The sequence below is a fragment of the Paraburkholderia sp. BL6665CI2N2 genome (assembly GCF_004366535.1).
Lineage (GTDB): Bacteria > Pseudomonadota > Gammaproteobacteria > Burkholderiales > Burkholderiaceae > Paraburkholderia.
The window spans coordinates 6,919,237-6,932,958 of sequence record NZ_SORC01000001.1; the positions used below are offsets into that span (position 1 = coordinate 6,919,237).

Annotated in this window: 12 protein-coding genes; 9 read left to right on the plus strand and 3 right to left on the minus strand. The window is 65.3% G+C overall.

Going from position 1 to position 13,722, the window contains the following annotated elements:
* Window position 1: 1 nt before the first annotated feature.
* The 9 genes from kdpB (at window position 2) to B0G81_RS31065 (ending at window position 11,409) form a co-directional block, all read left to right on the plus strand.
* A complete protein-coding gene (kdpB, locus tag B0G81_RS31025; RefSeq protein WP_134140669.1) occupies window positions 2-2,086 on the plus strand; it encodes a potassium-transporting ATPase subunit KdpB in 2,085 nt (694 codons plus the stop codon).
* A 43-nt stretch (window positions 2,087-2,129) separates the two neighbouring features.
* Window positions 2,130-2,708, plus strand: a complete 579-nt coding sequence (gene kdpC / locus B0G81_RS31030) for a potassium-transporting ATPase subunit KdpC (RefSeq protein ID WP_134140671.1) — start codon at window positions 2,130-2,132, stop codon at window positions 2,706-2,708.
* A gap of 172 nt (window positions 2,709-2,880) precedes the next feature.
* Window positions 2,881-5,715, plus strand: coding sequence for a DUF4118 domain-containing protein (locus B0G81_RS31035; protein ID WP_134140673.1), 2,835 nt, complete (start codon window positions 2,881-2,883; stop codon window positions 5,713-5,715).
* On the plus strand, window positions 5,708-6,406 hold the full coding sequence (kdpE, locus tag B0G81_RS31040) for a two-component system response regulator KdpE (RefSeq protein ID WP_106280323.1): 699 nt from the start codon (window positions 5,708-5,710) through the stop codon (window positions 6,404-6,406). The genes B0G81_RS31035 and kdpE overlap by 8 nt, the downstream gene beginning before the upstream one ends.
* 152 nt (window positions 6,407-6,558) lie before the next feature.
* Entirely contained in the window at window positions 6,559-6,879 is a 321-nt protein-coding gene (gene sugE, locus B0G81_RS31045) for a quaternary ammonium compound efflux SMR transporter SugE (protein WP_116119413.1), read from the plus strand.
* Window positions 6,880-7,146: 267 nt separating this feature from the next.
* Entirely contained in the window at window positions 7,147-7,758 is a 612-nt protein-coding gene (locus B0G81_RS31050) for a DUF4126 domain-containing protein (protein WP_012432348.1), read from the plus strand.
* Window positions 7,755-10,340 (plus strand): FtsX-like permease family protein, encoded by a 2,586-nt coding sequence (locus B0G81_RS31055; protein ID WP_208328569.1) that lies wholly within the window; start codon window positions 7,755-7,757, stop codon window positions 10,338-10,340. Before B0G81_RS31050 ends, B0G81_RS31055 begins: the two co-directional genes overlap by 4 nt.
* Before the next feature lie 27 nt (window positions 10,341-10,367).
* On the plus strand, window positions 10,368-10,781 hold the full coding sequence (locus B0G81_RS31060) for a group II truncated hemoglobin (protein WP_106280327.1): 414 nt from the start codon (window positions 10,368-10,370) through the stop codon (window positions 10,779-10,781).
* Window positions 10,774-11,409, plus strand: a complete 636-nt coding sequence (locus B0G81_RS31065) for a DUF924 family protein (protein ID WP_134140676.1) — start codon at window positions 10,774-10,776, stop codon at window positions 11,407-11,409. The genes B0G81_RS31060 and B0G81_RS31065 overlap by 8 nt, the downstream gene beginning before the upstream one ends.
* A 161-nt stretch (window positions 11,410-11,570) precedes the next feature.
* Here B0G81_RS31065 and B0G81_RS31070 read toward each other — a convergent pair whose 3' ends face one another.
* The 3 genes from B0G81_RS31070 to B0G81_RS31080 are packed head-to-tail and all read right to left on the minus strand — an operon-like array spanning window position 11,571 to window position 13,654.
* Window positions 11,571-12,317 carry an SDR family oxidoreductase gene (locus B0G81_RS31070; protein WP_134140680.1) on the minus strand — a complete coding sequence of 249 codons (747 nt, stop codon included), beginning with the start codon at window positions 12,315-12,317 and terminating at the stop codon, window positions 11,571-11,573.
* Window positions 12,318-12,341: 24 nt separating this feature from the next.
* Window positions 12,342-12,926, minus strand: a complete 585-nt coding sequence (locus tag B0G81_RS31075; RefSeq protein WP_106280332.1) for a TIGR00730 family Rossman fold protein — start codon at window positions 12,924-12,926, stop codon at window positions 12,342-12,344.
* 2 nt (window positions 12,927-12,928) lie between these two features.
* Entirely contained in the window at window positions 12,929-13,654 is a 726-nt protein-coding gene (locus tag B0G81_RS31080; protein ID WP_106306725.1) for a TetR/AcrR family transcriptional regulator, read from the minus strand.
* Between the last annotated feature and the right edge of the window lie 68 nt (window positions 13,655-13,722).

A 13,722-nucleotide genomic window follows, 5' to 3' on the forward strand; every position in this document is an offset into this window, starting at 1 on the left:
AATGACTGAACATAATGCAACCCGGTCCATGTTCGACCCAGCGCTGCTGCGCCCGGCGATCGTGGACTCCTTCAAGAAGCTGACGCCGCGCACGCAGTTCCGCAATCCGGTGATGTTTTGCGTGTACGTGGGCAGCATTCTCACGACCATTCTCTGGATCGCCGCGCTCGGCGGCCAGGCCGAGGCGCCCGCGGGCTTCATTCTCGCGGTCACGCTGTGGCTGTGGTTCACGGTGCTGTTCGCCAACTTCGCGGAAGCGCTCGCCGAAGGCCGTTCGAAGGCCCAGGCGGCGTCGCTGCGCAGCGCGAAGAAAGACGTGATGGCCAAGAAGCTGAACGAGCCGCATCCGAAGTCGCCGATCCGCATTCTGACGGCTTCCGATCTGCGCAAGGGCGACGTGGTGCTGGTCGAAACCGGCGACGTAATTCCGGCCGACGGCGAAGTAATCGACGGTGTGGCGTCGGTCGACGAATCGGCGATCACGGGCGAATCCGCGCCGGTGATCCGTGAGTCGGGCGGCGACTTTTCGTCGGTGACGGGCGGCACGCGCGTGCTGTCGGACTGGATCGTGGTGCGCGTCACGGCGAATCCGGGCGAAGCGTTCCTCGATCGCATGATCGCGATGGTGGAAGGCGCGAAGCGTCAGAAGACGCCGAATGAAATCGCGCTGACGATTCTGCTGGTCGCCTTGACGATCGTGATGCTGCTCGCCACCGCGACGCTACTGCCGTTCTCGATGTTTTCCGTCGAAGCGGCGAAAGCGGGCCACGTGGTGACGATTACCGCGCTGGTCGCTCTGTTGGTGTGTCTGATTCCAACCACGATCGGCGGTTTGCTGTCGGCGATCGGCGTGGCCGGCATGAGCCGCATGATGCAGGCGAACGTGATCGCAACCTCGGGTCGCGCCGTGGAAGCCGCCGGCGACGTCGATGTGCTGTTGCTCGACAAGACCGGCACCATCACGCTCGGCAATCGCCAGGCTTCGCAGTTCGTGCCGGCACCGGGCTTGACGGAAGAAGCGCTCGCGGATGCCGCGCAACTGTCGTCGCTTGCCGACGAAACGCCGGAAGGCCGAAGCATTGTCGTGCTGGCGAAGCAGCGCTTCAACATCCGTCAACGCGATATGGCCTCGCTGCATGCCACGTTCCTCGGGTTCACCGCGCAAACGCGCATGAGCGGCGTCGATCTGCCGGGCCGCGAAATTCGCAAGGGCGCGGCCGACGCGGTGAAGAACTACGTCGAAGCTAACGGCGGCCGTTTCCCGAATGAAGTGAGCAACGCCGTGGCCGACGTCGCGCGGCGCGGCAGCACGCCGCTGGTGGTCGCCGAGAAAGGCGAGCAGGGCGCGCGCGTGCTCGGCGTGATCGAGTTGAAGGACGTGGTGAAGGGCGGTATCAAGGAACGTTTCGCCGAACTGCGCAAGATGGGCATCAAGACCATCATGGTGACGGGCGACAACCGTCTGACGGCGGCGGCGATTGCCGCGGAAGCCGGGGTCGACGATTTCCTCGCCGAAGCCACGCCGGAAGCGAAACTCGCCACGATTCGCGCGCACCAGGCCGAAGGCCGCCTCGTGGCAATGACCGGCGACGGCACCAACGACGCCCCGGCGCTCGCGCAGGCCGACGTCGCGGTGGCGATGAACACCGGCACGCAGGCCGCGAAGGAAGCGGGCAACATGGTCGACCTCGATTCGAATCCGACCAAGCTGATCGAGATCGTGGAGATCGGCAAGCAGATGCTGATGACGCGCGGTTCGCTCACCACGTTCTCGATTGCCAACGACGTCGCCAAATACTTCGCGATCATTCCGGCCGCGTTCGCCACGACTTATCCGGCGCTGAATGCGCTCAACGTGATGCATCTGGCCACGCCGACCTCGGCGATCATGTCGGCGGTGATTTTCAACGCGCTGATCATCGTGCTGCTGATTCCGCTGGCGCTCAAGGGCGTGCGTTATCGCGCGCTGGGCGCGGCGATCCTGCTGCGCCGCAATCTGCTGATCTACGGTTTGGGCGGGATCATCGTGCCGTTTATCGGCATCAAGCTGATCGATATGGTGCTCGCCGCGTTCGGTTGGGTCTAAGCGCCAGTTCGCCAGTTCGCCAGTTCACAAGGAATCATTCATCATGAAAAATCTGTTCCGTCCGTTGATCGTGATCTTCGCGGTGCTCGCCGCCGTCACCGGCCTTGCTTATCCCGCCGTGATGACCGCGGTCGGTCAGGCGGCCTTCCACGATCAGGCCAACGGCAGCATGCTCGAGCAGGACGGCAAGGTGGTCGGCTCGAAGCTGATCGGCCAGCAGTTCGATGCGCCGCAATACTTCTGGGGCCGCCTGTCGGCCACCAGCCCGATGCCGTACAACGCGCAGGGTTCAGGCGGCTCGAACCTCGGCCCGACCAATCCGGCGTTGCTCGACGAAATCAAAGGCCGCCTCGACGCGTTGAAAGCCGCCGGCACCGATATGTCGAAGCCGGTGCCGGTCGATCTGGTGACGTCGTCGGGCAGCGGTCTCGACCCGGAGATCAGCCCTGCCGCAGCGGCTTATCAGATCGAACGCGTCGCCAAGGCACGCAAGCTCGCAGCGAATGACGTGCAGGCGCTGGTGGATCGTTATACGAGCGGCCGTCAGTTCGGCATTCTCGGTGAGCCGCGCGTGAACGTGCTGCAACTGAACCTGGCGCTGGATGAGATGAAGCACGGTTGATCGACGTAACGCAACAGCGCTTCGCTTCACAAAGGCGGCGTCCGCGCGACTCCGCCTTTGCCTTTTGACGGCGCGACGCAATAGACGCAACAGTGCCCGCTATTTGCGGCCGCGCCGACGCCGTGCCACCATGCATACACCGACGCTCGTCCAACGATGAAAACCATTGAGCATGAACCGCCCCGATCCCGATGAGTTGCTCGACAAGCTGCAACGCGACGAAGAAAAACGTCAGCGAGGCAGGCTGAAGATTTTTTTCGGCGCGTCGGCGGGCGTCGGCAAAACCTATGCGATGTTGCAGACCGCGCGCCGCCGTCATGACGAAGGCGCGGACGTGGTGGTCGGCATTGCCGAAACGCATGGGCGCACTGAAACCGCGGCGCTGCTCGACGGTCTCGACGTACTGCCGCTCGCGCATATCGAATATCGCGGCCGCAAGCTCAACGAGTTCGATCTCGACGCCGCGCTGGCCCGCAAGCCGGCGCTGATTCTCGTCGACGAACTCGCGCATTCGAACGTGCAGGGCGCGCGGCATCTGAAGCGCTGGCAGGACGTGTATGAGCTGCTCGACGCGGGCATCGACGTCTATACGACGGTCAATGTCCAGCACCTCGAAAGTCTGAACGACGTGGTCGGTCAGATCACCGGCATTCGGGTCTGGGAGACGGTGCCGGACCGCGTGTTCGACCGTGCCGACGAAGTCACACTGGTCGATTTGCCCGCCGAGGAATTGCTCGACCGGATGCGCGACGGCAAGGTGTATATGCCGCAGCAGGCCGAGCGCGCGGTGCGCAACTTCTTTCGCAAAGGCAATCTGATCGCGCTGCGCGAGCTGGCGTTGCGCCGTACCGCGGATCGCGTCGATGCGCAAATGCACGAGTACCGCGCTGACCGTTCGATTCAGCGCATCTGGCAGGCGCGCGAGCGCTTGCTGGTGTGCGTCGGCCCCGGCCCGGAAGCACCGATGCTGGTGCGCGCGGCGGCGCGCCTCGCGGCCAGCCTGAAGGCCGACTGGATCGCCGTCTATGTGGAAACGCCGGCCTTGCAGCGTCTGCCGGATGCGCGCCGCGAACGCACGCTCAATGCGTTGAAGCTCGCCGCGGAACTCGGCGCCGAAACCGCCACGCTCGCGGCCGCCGACGCGGCTGTCGCGTTGATCGGCTATGCGCAGGCGCGCAACGTGTCGAAGCTGGTGGCCGGCGCGTCGGCACGCACGGGCCTGAGGCGCTGGCTGCGTCGTCCGCTCGGCGAACGGATCGCCGAAAAGGCGGGCGATCTCGATCTCACGTTGATTCGCGCCTCGTCCGAGCGCGACGGCGGCGAGCATCGGCATCTGTTGAACACGACGGCGAACGCATGGCGCGAGGCGCTGAGCGCGGCGCGCGAGCGCCGCTCGCCGCCGCGCGCCTACGGCTTCGCGCTGTTGATCTGCGCGGCCATCACGCTGCTGGCGAGCCAGTTGATCGACCATATCGATCTGACCAATCTCGTCATGCTGTATCTGCTCGGCGTGATCTTCGCGGCGGTGAAGCTGGGGCGCGGGCCCGGCGTGCTGCTGTCGTTCATGAGCGTGGCCGCGTTCGATTTCTTCTTCGTGCCGCCGCGCATGTCGCTGTCGGTCTCCGATACGCAATATCTGCTGACCTTCTTCGGCATGCTGCTGACCTCGCTGGTGATCAGCCATCTCACCTCGAGCCTGCGCCGCGAGGCGAGCGTGGCGCGGCGCCGCGAGCAGCGCACCGGCGCGATGTACGCGATGGCGCGCGAACTGGCCGCGGCGCTGACCATGGAACAGATCGTCGGTATCGGCAGCCGTCATGTGAGCGAGGTGTTCGGCGCGCGCGTGGCGATTCTGTTGCCGGACAGCGCCGATCAGGTGAAGCAGAAGATCGAGGATCCCGACGCGGCGATCACGCTCGAAGGCGAGATGCTCGATAGCGATGTCGGCCAATGGGTCTACGATCAGCAGAAGCCGGCCGGCCACGGCACCGACACGCTGCCGGCCGCCGCCGCGCTCTACCTGCCGCTGAAGGCGCCGATGCGCACGCGCGGCGTGCTCGCTGTGGTGATGCGCAACGAAGGCGAGCTCGACGTGCCCGAGCAGCAGCGCATGCTCGACGCGTTCGCCGCGCAGATCGCGTTGGCGCTGGAGCGGGTGCATTACGTCGATATCGCCCGCGATGCGCTCGTCAGCATGGAGTCGGAGCGCTTGCGCAACTCGTTGTTGTCGGCGATCTCGCACGATCTGCGCACACCGTTGACGACCATCGTCGGTTTTTCGTCGATGCTGGAGCAAGCGCCCGAGTCGCAGCCCAACCGCGAGTTGGTCGAAGCGATTCACGAGGAAGCGCTGCGCATGACCGGCATTGTCACGAATCTGCTCGACATGGCGCGCTTGCAGGCAGGCAGTCTGCAACTGAACCAGCAATGGACGCTGCTGGAAGAGACGGTAGGCGCCGCGCTGCGCGCGTGCAAACGCGTGCTGGCGGATCATCCGGTGCAGGTGAAACTGCCCGCCGATCTGCCGCTCTTGCACCTCGACGCCGTGCTGATGGAGCGCCTCTTCTCCAACCTCTTCGAGAACGCCGCCAAATACACCGCGCCGGCCACGCCGCTGACGATCGGCGCGCAGCGGCTCGACGCGGACGGCAAGTCGTTCGTGCGCGTGAGCGTCGACGATGGCGGCCCGGGCCTGCCCGCCGGCATGGAAGCGCGCGTGTTCGAGAAATTCACGCGCGGCGAGAAGGAATCGGCCAAGCCGGGCATCGGCCTGGGACTCGCAATCTGCCGCGCGATCGTGGAAGCGCACGGCGGTACAATCGGCGCGCTCAATCGCGTTGCGGCGGACGGCCGTGTCGAGGGCGCGCGCTTCTGGTTCACGCTGCCGGTGGAAACACCGCCCGACGCACCCGATGCATTGGAAAACGAAGGCGCCGATTCCTTGACCCACGCCGACACCGGCAGCGATTCAACTCTTAATTCGCTTTCCAAGCCTAGTCATGAGTGACCCGAGCATCACCGTCGTCCTGATTGAAGACGAAAAGCAGATTCGCCGCTTTGTGCGAACCGCGCTGGAGGGCGAGGGCATCGTCGTGCACGATGCCGAAACCGGCAAGCAGGGTCTCGTCGAAGCCGCGACGCGCAAGCCGGATCTGGTGATCGTCGATCTCGGCCTGCCTGATACCGACGGTCTCGACGTGATCCGCGAATTGCGCGGCTGGAGCGAGCTGCCGGTGATCGTGCTGTCGGCGCGCACCCAGGAAAGCGAGAAAGTCGCCGCGCTCGATGCCGGCGCGGACGACTATCTCACCAAGCCGTTCGGCGTGTCCGAATTGTTGGCACGGATTCGCGCGCACATGCGGCGGCGCAATCAGGGCGGCGCGAACGAAACGCCGCAAGTGCGCTTCGGCACGGTCATGGTCGATCTGGCCTTGCGGCAGGTGAGCCGCGATGGCGCGGCGGTCCATCTGACGCCGATCGAATACCGGCTGCTGGCGACGCTCGTGCGCCACGCCGGCCGGGTGCTGACGCATCGCCAGTTGCTGCGCGACGTGTGGGGGCCGTCGCATGTCGAGAGCCATCACTATTTGCGCATCTATATGGCGCATCTGCGCGGCAAGCTGGAGCGCGACCCGGCGCAGCCTGAACACATCGTCACGGAGACGGGTGTCGGATACCGGCTGGTGGGCGCGATTTGAGCATGCGGCGACAATTTGCCACGGCGGCACGCGTGTCTCCGCAGCGAGCGGCCGCCGGCGGCCTCGGGCGATGTTGGTATAATTACAGATCGTAAGGACGACCTTGCGGTTTCACAAACGGGGACGGCCCCATCTGACCATGGAGCTGTCTTATGTCCTGGATTCTTCTGTTGATTGCCGGTTTGCTCGAAGTCGCGTGGGCAGCCGGTCTCAAAACCTCCGAAGGTTTCACCCGCCTCTGGCCGTCCGTGTTCACGATCGTGACGGCGCTCGGCAGCTTTGTGCTGCTCGCCATGGCCATGCGTCAGTTGCCGCTCGGCACCGCGTACGCGGTATGGACGGGGATCGGCGCGGTCGGCGCGTTCATCTTCGGGATCGTGATGATGGGCGAGGCGCTGAGCGTCGCGCGAGTCGCCAGCGCGGCGCTGATCGTGATCGGATTGATCGGCCTGAAGCTGTCTTCCGGGCACTGAGTCCCGCACTTCAAACCGCCGCCGGGCGTCATCAGCCATCTGTCTGCGCCCGGCCCGCACCTCCACGCACCCCCATTAAAGCCGCCCATTTATTCGCCGCTCTGCGTTCTGCGAATTAACGTGGCTATAATGAGATCGAATCCAACCTGAAATTGTCCGCGGCCCATTTGGCGCGACCGGCTTGGCGCGGGTCTGACGACTTCGATGCGCGGCCCCATTTGTGGCCCGTCGAAACGCCCGGCACGCACAGCGCGCCTGGAGGCGGCCATGCTTGAATCACTTTCGCTCGCGGCGGGGCTCTCATGGGGCAGCGGCCTGCGCCTCTATCTGACAGTCCTGCTGGCCGGCGTGTTCGCCCGTCTCGGCCTCGTCCATCTCCCCGATACGCTGTCCGCGCTGTCCTCGCCGTGGGTCATCGGCGTGGCGGGCGTGCTCACAGTCACCGAATTCCTCGCCGACAAAATCCCCGCGTTCGATTCGCTGTGGGACGCGGTCCATACCTTCATTCGTATTCCGGCGGGCGCTGTGCTGGCCGCCGGTGCGCTCGGCCATGCCGATCCGGCGCTGCTGACCGTGGCCGCGCTCGCGGGCGGCACGCTCGCCGGCACGGCGCACCTCGCCAAGGCCGGCACGCGCGCATTGATCAATCTGTCGCCGGAACCAGTGTCGAATGTGGTGACCTCCACCGCTGAAGACGGGCTCGTGTTCGGCGGCATGCTGCTCGCGCTGTTCGTGCCGCTGGTGTTTCTGGTGCTGATGATCGGTTTTTTGATGCTGGCCGGCTGGGCGTTGCCGCGTCTTTGGCGCGGGGTGCAGGGCGGTTTTCGTGGTATGGCGACGCACATGGTGTCGCGCTTCGCCAGGAGCAGGCACGATTGAGCGATACGGTACGGGGTTCCGCCGCGCGCAGAGCGTTACCGACGACGACGCGCCGGTTCGGTGGCATGGATCTGGTGCGCCAGTCCATTCGCATGACGTCGCGCGACTGGCGCGCGGGCGAGTTGACGATGCTTCTGCTGGCGTTGGTGCTGGCCGTCGCGGCGCTGTCGAGCGTCGGCTTTCTGGCCGACCGCTTGCACCAGGGGCTCGAGCGCGACGCGCGGCGCATGATCGCCGCCGACTTCATCGTGCGGGCCGATCATCCGGTCGATCCGCAATTCGCCGGGCAAGCCAGGGCGCTCGGCCTGAATACCGCCAGCACGGCGATCTTTCCCAGCATGATCAATTCGACCGGGGCGCAGCCGGTCTCGCGGCTCGCCGCCATCAAGGCGGTGTCGCCGGGTTATCCGCTGCGCGGCGCGTTGCGCATTGCGTCGGCGCCGGGCGCGGCGGACCATCCTGCGCGCTCGATTCCGCCGCCGGGTGTTGTGTGGGTCGATCAGGCGCTGCTCGACGCGTTGAAGGTGCATGTCGGCGATAGCGTGAAAGTCGGCGGCCGCAACTTCACGATCGGCGCGGTGATCACGCGCGAACTCGACCGCGGCTTCTCGTTCGTCAATTTCTCGCCGCGCCTGATGCTGCGCGCCGACGACGTGCCGTCCACCGGTCTCGTCACCTACGGCAGCCGCGTGACGTACCGCCTGCTGGTCGCCGGCGCGGACGAGTCCGTCAAGCGTTTCGCGCAATTTGCGCATGAGCGCGTGGACGGCGGCAAGATGCGCGGCGTCGCGCTCGAATCGCTGCAGGACGGTCAGCCGCAAGTGCGCCAGACGCTCGATCGCGCGAGCCACTTCCTCACGCTCGTCTCGCTGCTCACCGCGTTGCTGGCGGCCGTGGCGATCGCGATGGCCGCGCACAGGTATATGCGCCGTCATCTGGACGGCTGCGCGGCGATGCGTTGCCTCGGCGTCAGCCAGTCGACTTTGCGTGCGCTCTTCACGCTCGAATTCGTCGGGCTCGGGTTGATCGGCGGTGCGCTGGGCGTGGCGCTCGGTTTTCTGGGGCATCTCGCGCTGCTCACGTGGCTCGGCAGTCTGATCGACGTCGCGCTTCCCTATCCGACGGCATGGCCGGCGCTCGAAGGCATCGCGGCCGGCCTCGTGCTGCTGCTGGGCTTCGCATTGCCGCCTCTGTTGCCGCTCACGCGCGTGCCGCCGGTGCGCGTGCTGCGCCGCGAGTGGGGCGAAGCAGGGCGCACGGCGTGGGCGGCTTACGCGCTCGGCATCGCGCTATTCGCCGCGCTGCTGATCATCGCGGCGGGCGAGTTGAAGCTCGGCGGAATCGTTGCGGGCGGGTTCGCGGGCGGGATGCTGGTGTTCGCGTGCATCGCCCGGCTGGCGCTGTGGGGCGCGGCGCGGGTCGTGCGCAGCGAGCGCGTGAATGCGAGCATCGGCTGGCGTTACGCGCTGGCGTCGCTCGAACGGCGCAGCAGCGCCAGCGCATTGCAGATCACCGCGCTCGGCATCGGCCTGATGTGCCTGTTGCTGATCGCGATGACGCGCAACGACCTCGTGGCCGGCTGGCGCAAATCGACGCCGCCCGATGCGCCGAACGAATTCATCATCGACATCCAGCCCGACCAGCGCGACGCCGTCACGCAGTATCTGAGCACGCACGGCGTGCCCGGCACGGTGCTCGCGCCGATGGTGCGCGGACGGCTTACGGCGATCAACGGCAAGCCGGTCAACCCCGATTCATTCAAGGGCGACGACGCCAAACGTCTGGTGGATCGCGAATTCAATCTGTCGTACACCACCGAGCTGCCCGACGACAACCGCCTCGCCGCCGGCACCTGGTACGGCGACACGAAAACGCCGCAGATTTCGATCGAGCAGGGCCTTGCCAAACTGATCAACGTGAAGCCCGGCGACATGCTGCGTTTCGACGTGACCGGCTTGCAGATCGACGCGCCGGTCACGAGTGTGCGCAAGCTCGACTGGGGTTCGTTCAAGGTCAACTTTTTCGTGCTGATGCCGCCCGCGGCATTGCAGGATTTCCCGGCGACGTTCATCACGAGCTTCCATTTGCCGCAGGAAAAACAGTCGACGGTCGACGGCCTGATCGCCGCCTATCCGAACCTCACGGCCATCGACACCGGCCCGATTCTCGCGCAGGTGCAGCGCGTGTTGCAGCAGGTGATCGGCGCGGTGCAATTCCTGTTCGCGTTCACGCTGGCGGCGGGCGTGCTCGTGCTGTACGCGGCGCTCGCCGGCACGCGCGATGAGCGTATGCGAGAATCCGCGCTGCTGCGTGCGCTGGGCGCCTCGCATCGACAGGTGCGGGCGGTGCAGATCGCCGAATTCGTCGCGGTGGGCGCGCTGGCGGGCTTGATGGCGGCGGCCGGTGCGCAGGCCATCGGCTACGTGCTGGCGACGCGGGTGTTCGAGTTTTATCTGAGCTTCAATCCCTGGCTGTTGCCGGCGGGCGTTGCCGCCGGCATCGCGTGCGCCGGCGTGGGCGGCTGGCTGAGCCTGCGGCATGTGCTGGCGCGGCCCGCGCTGCAATCGCTGCGGGACGCGTGATTATTTCTTATCGGTTAGTGAGCAGGTATGAGTGATTTGAACGACGAAGTGTCCGCGGCCCAGCCGACGGCCTTCGAACTGGTGGGCGGCGAAGCGCGTGTGCGCGAACTGGTCGACCGCTTTTACGACCTGATGGATCTCGAAGCGGACTTCGCCGGCATCCGCGCGCTGCATCCCGAATCGCTCGACGGCTCGCGCGACAAGTTCTTCTGGTTCCTGTGCGGCTGGTTAGGCGGACCCGATCACTACATTAGCCGCTTCGGTCATCCGCGTTTGCGCGCGCGGCATCTGCCGTTCGCGATCGCGTCGAGCGAGCGCGATCAGTGGCTCAGATGCATGGCGTGGGCGATGGAAGACGTCGGCCTCAGCGAGCCGCTGAGGGAACGGCTTCTGGGCTCGTTCTTCGAAACGGCTGACTGGATGCGCAACCGGAATGGCTAACGCGTCGGGCTCGGCATCCGGCGCGGCATCGCCGGACTACGCTGACTTGCCTCAGGAAGGGCGCGAGGTCCTCGACTGCTGGTTCGGCGTACCGGGCGCGCCGGAATACGGCACCGAGCGCAAAGTCTGGTTTTCACGCGATGCGGCTTTCGACGCGATGCTGCGCGAGCGCTTCGGTGCGCTGATCGACGCGGCGCGTGAATCCGCCCTCGATAGCTGGATGCAAACGCCACTCGGCGCGCTGGCGCTTGTCATCGTGCTGGATCAGTTCTCGCGCAATTGTCATCGCGGCACAGCGCGCGCGTTTGCGGCCGATCAGAAGGCATTGCTCGTCGCCCGGCAAATCGTCGCCAGTGGCGCCGACCGCGAGTTGCCCACCGTGCACCATCGCGCGTTCGCCTATCTGCCGTTCGAGCACGATGAAACGCTCGAAAGTCAGCGCGAGTCGCTGCGTCTATTCAGGCAACTCGAAGCTGAGCCGGGTGGCAAATCGTACTACCGGTTCGCGGTGCGGCACGCGGAAATCGTCGAGCGTTTCGGGCGCTTTCCGCATCGCAATGCGACGCTCGGGCGTCCCTCGACGGCTGAGGAAATCGCCTTTCTGCGCACGCCCGGTTCATCGTTCTAGGCGCGCGGCGCCGGTACTATTCGTCGATCACCGCTCTCGCGGCCCTTGGGGTAAGCACGCAAATCACGCCAGTTCGTTCGCGTTACTCGCGAAAGGCAAAGCGGGCGCTCGTGCATGCATGCGGCCGGTTATAACGGGAAAAGCGGGAAGCGGGCGGGCGCCTAGCGTCCGCCGGACACGTCGAGCAGCGCGCCCGTCACATACGAGGCGGCATCGCTCAACAACCAGACGATGGTCTCGGCCACTTCATCAGCCGTGCCGGGGCGGCCCAGCGGCGTGGTCGCGCCGAGCTGCGCGGCGCGCTCGGGTTTGCCGCCGCTCGCATGAATCTCGGTGTCGATCAGGCCGGGGCGCACCGCGTTCACGCGCACGCCGCGCGGGCCGAGTTCCTTGGCGAGTCCGAGCGTCATTGTGTCGACGGCGCCTTTCGAGCCGGCGTAGTCGACGTATTCGTTCGGTGAACCGAGACGCGAAGCCGCCGACGACACGTTGACGATCACGCCGCCCGCGCCGCCGCGGTCCGTCGACATTCGCCGTGCGGCTTCGCGCGCGCAGAGATACGCGCCGAGCACGTTGACGTCGAACATGCGTTTCAGGCGCGCGACGTCCATATCGGCGAGCTGGCTGGACGGCGCGACGATGCCGGCGTTGTTGACGAGCGCGTCGATCCGGCCGAACTTCTGCTCAAGCGCGTCGAACATTGCGAACACGTCTGCTTCATTCGCGACGTCGCCCGCAATCGTCAACGCCTGGCCGCCTGCGCGCTCGACTTCGGTGGCGGTGTCCTGCGCGGCAGCGAGATTGCGCGCGTAATTCACGCCGACGGACCAGCCGCGCGCACCCAGCAAACGCGCCGTCGCGCGGCCAATGCCGCGGCTGCCACCGGTGATCAGAACGGCTTTCGTCATCGCAACCTCGACGTTAAGGGAAAGTCAGACCGCGTCGCGCTTGATCGCCCACTTGTCGGCGACGGGCGGCTGATAGCGTTGCAGCTTGCCGATCAAGGCGACAGGATCGGCGTCGATCTGCAGGATGTCGAAATAGGTCTGGCGCATGAAGCCTTCGTCGACCGTGTGCTGAAGCATGTTGATCAACGGATCGTAGAAGCCGTCGATATTCAGCACTGCCACCGCCTTCTGGTGATAGCCGAGTTGCGCCCACGTGTAGACCTCGAACAGTTCTTCGAGCGTGCCCGCGCCGCCAGGCATCGCGACGAACGCGTCGGACAGGTCGGCCATCATCTTCTTGCGATGATGCATGTCGGGCACCACATGCAATTCGGTCAGGCCGTTATGGCCGACTTCCTTGTTGACCAGCAGCTCGGGAATCACGCCGATCGCGCGGCCGCCTTCTGCCATCACCGTGTCGGCGATCACGCCCATCAGGCCGACCTTGCCGCCGCCGTACACCAGTGCAAGATCGGCTTGCACCAGCGCGCGGCCGAAGGCGCGCGCCGCTTCCGCATACAAGGGTTTGGCTCCGTTGGAAGAGCCGCAATACACGCACACCGACTTCATGCTCAAACGTCCTTCGGTTCGTTGCGGGGCGCGGCGCCTTCCTTGGGCGGCAGGTAGTCGTAAAACTCGCGCTTGGGCAACTTGCCCGACACGAGGTCGTCGAAAATCTGCCGTGAGCGGCCGCGCAGATAAGGCGCCATCAGCGATACGATCTGCACGCTCACCTGATGCAGTTCCGCGCGAATCGCTTCCTGCTCGTTGTATTTGCGCGGATTCATCACGAACTGATACGAGAGCCAGTACGTGCCGATCACGCCGACGTTGGTGGCGATCACATGAAGCTCTTCCGGCGTGACGACCATTTCGCCGTCGGCCACGAGCTGTTCGCAGAACTGGCTTGCAAAACGCACCTTGTGGCTGATGATCTGCTTGAAGTGCGTTTCGAGCGTGCGATTGCGCGCCAGCAGATCGTTCAGATCGCGATACAGGAAACGATAGCGCCACGTGAAATCGACCATGTACTGCAGATACGACCACATTTCGTCGATGGTCGCGCGGTGGTCTTCGGGGAAACGCAGACGCTTTTCGATCTCCTGCTCGAACTGGCTGAAGATGCTGTTGATGATGTCGTCTTTGTTGCGGAAGTGGTAGTACAGGTTGCCTGGACTGATTTCCATTTCCTCGGCGATCGTCGTCGTCGTGACGTTCGGCTCGCCGATTTCGTTGAACAGTTTCAGCGACAGTTCGAGAATCCGTTCGCGCGTGCGGCGGGGAGGTTTGGCTTCCATGTCGTCCGGCCCTGGTTACGCCGGGGGGCACACGGCGGCGTGCCGCTCTTCGCGTGATCCGCCCGGAC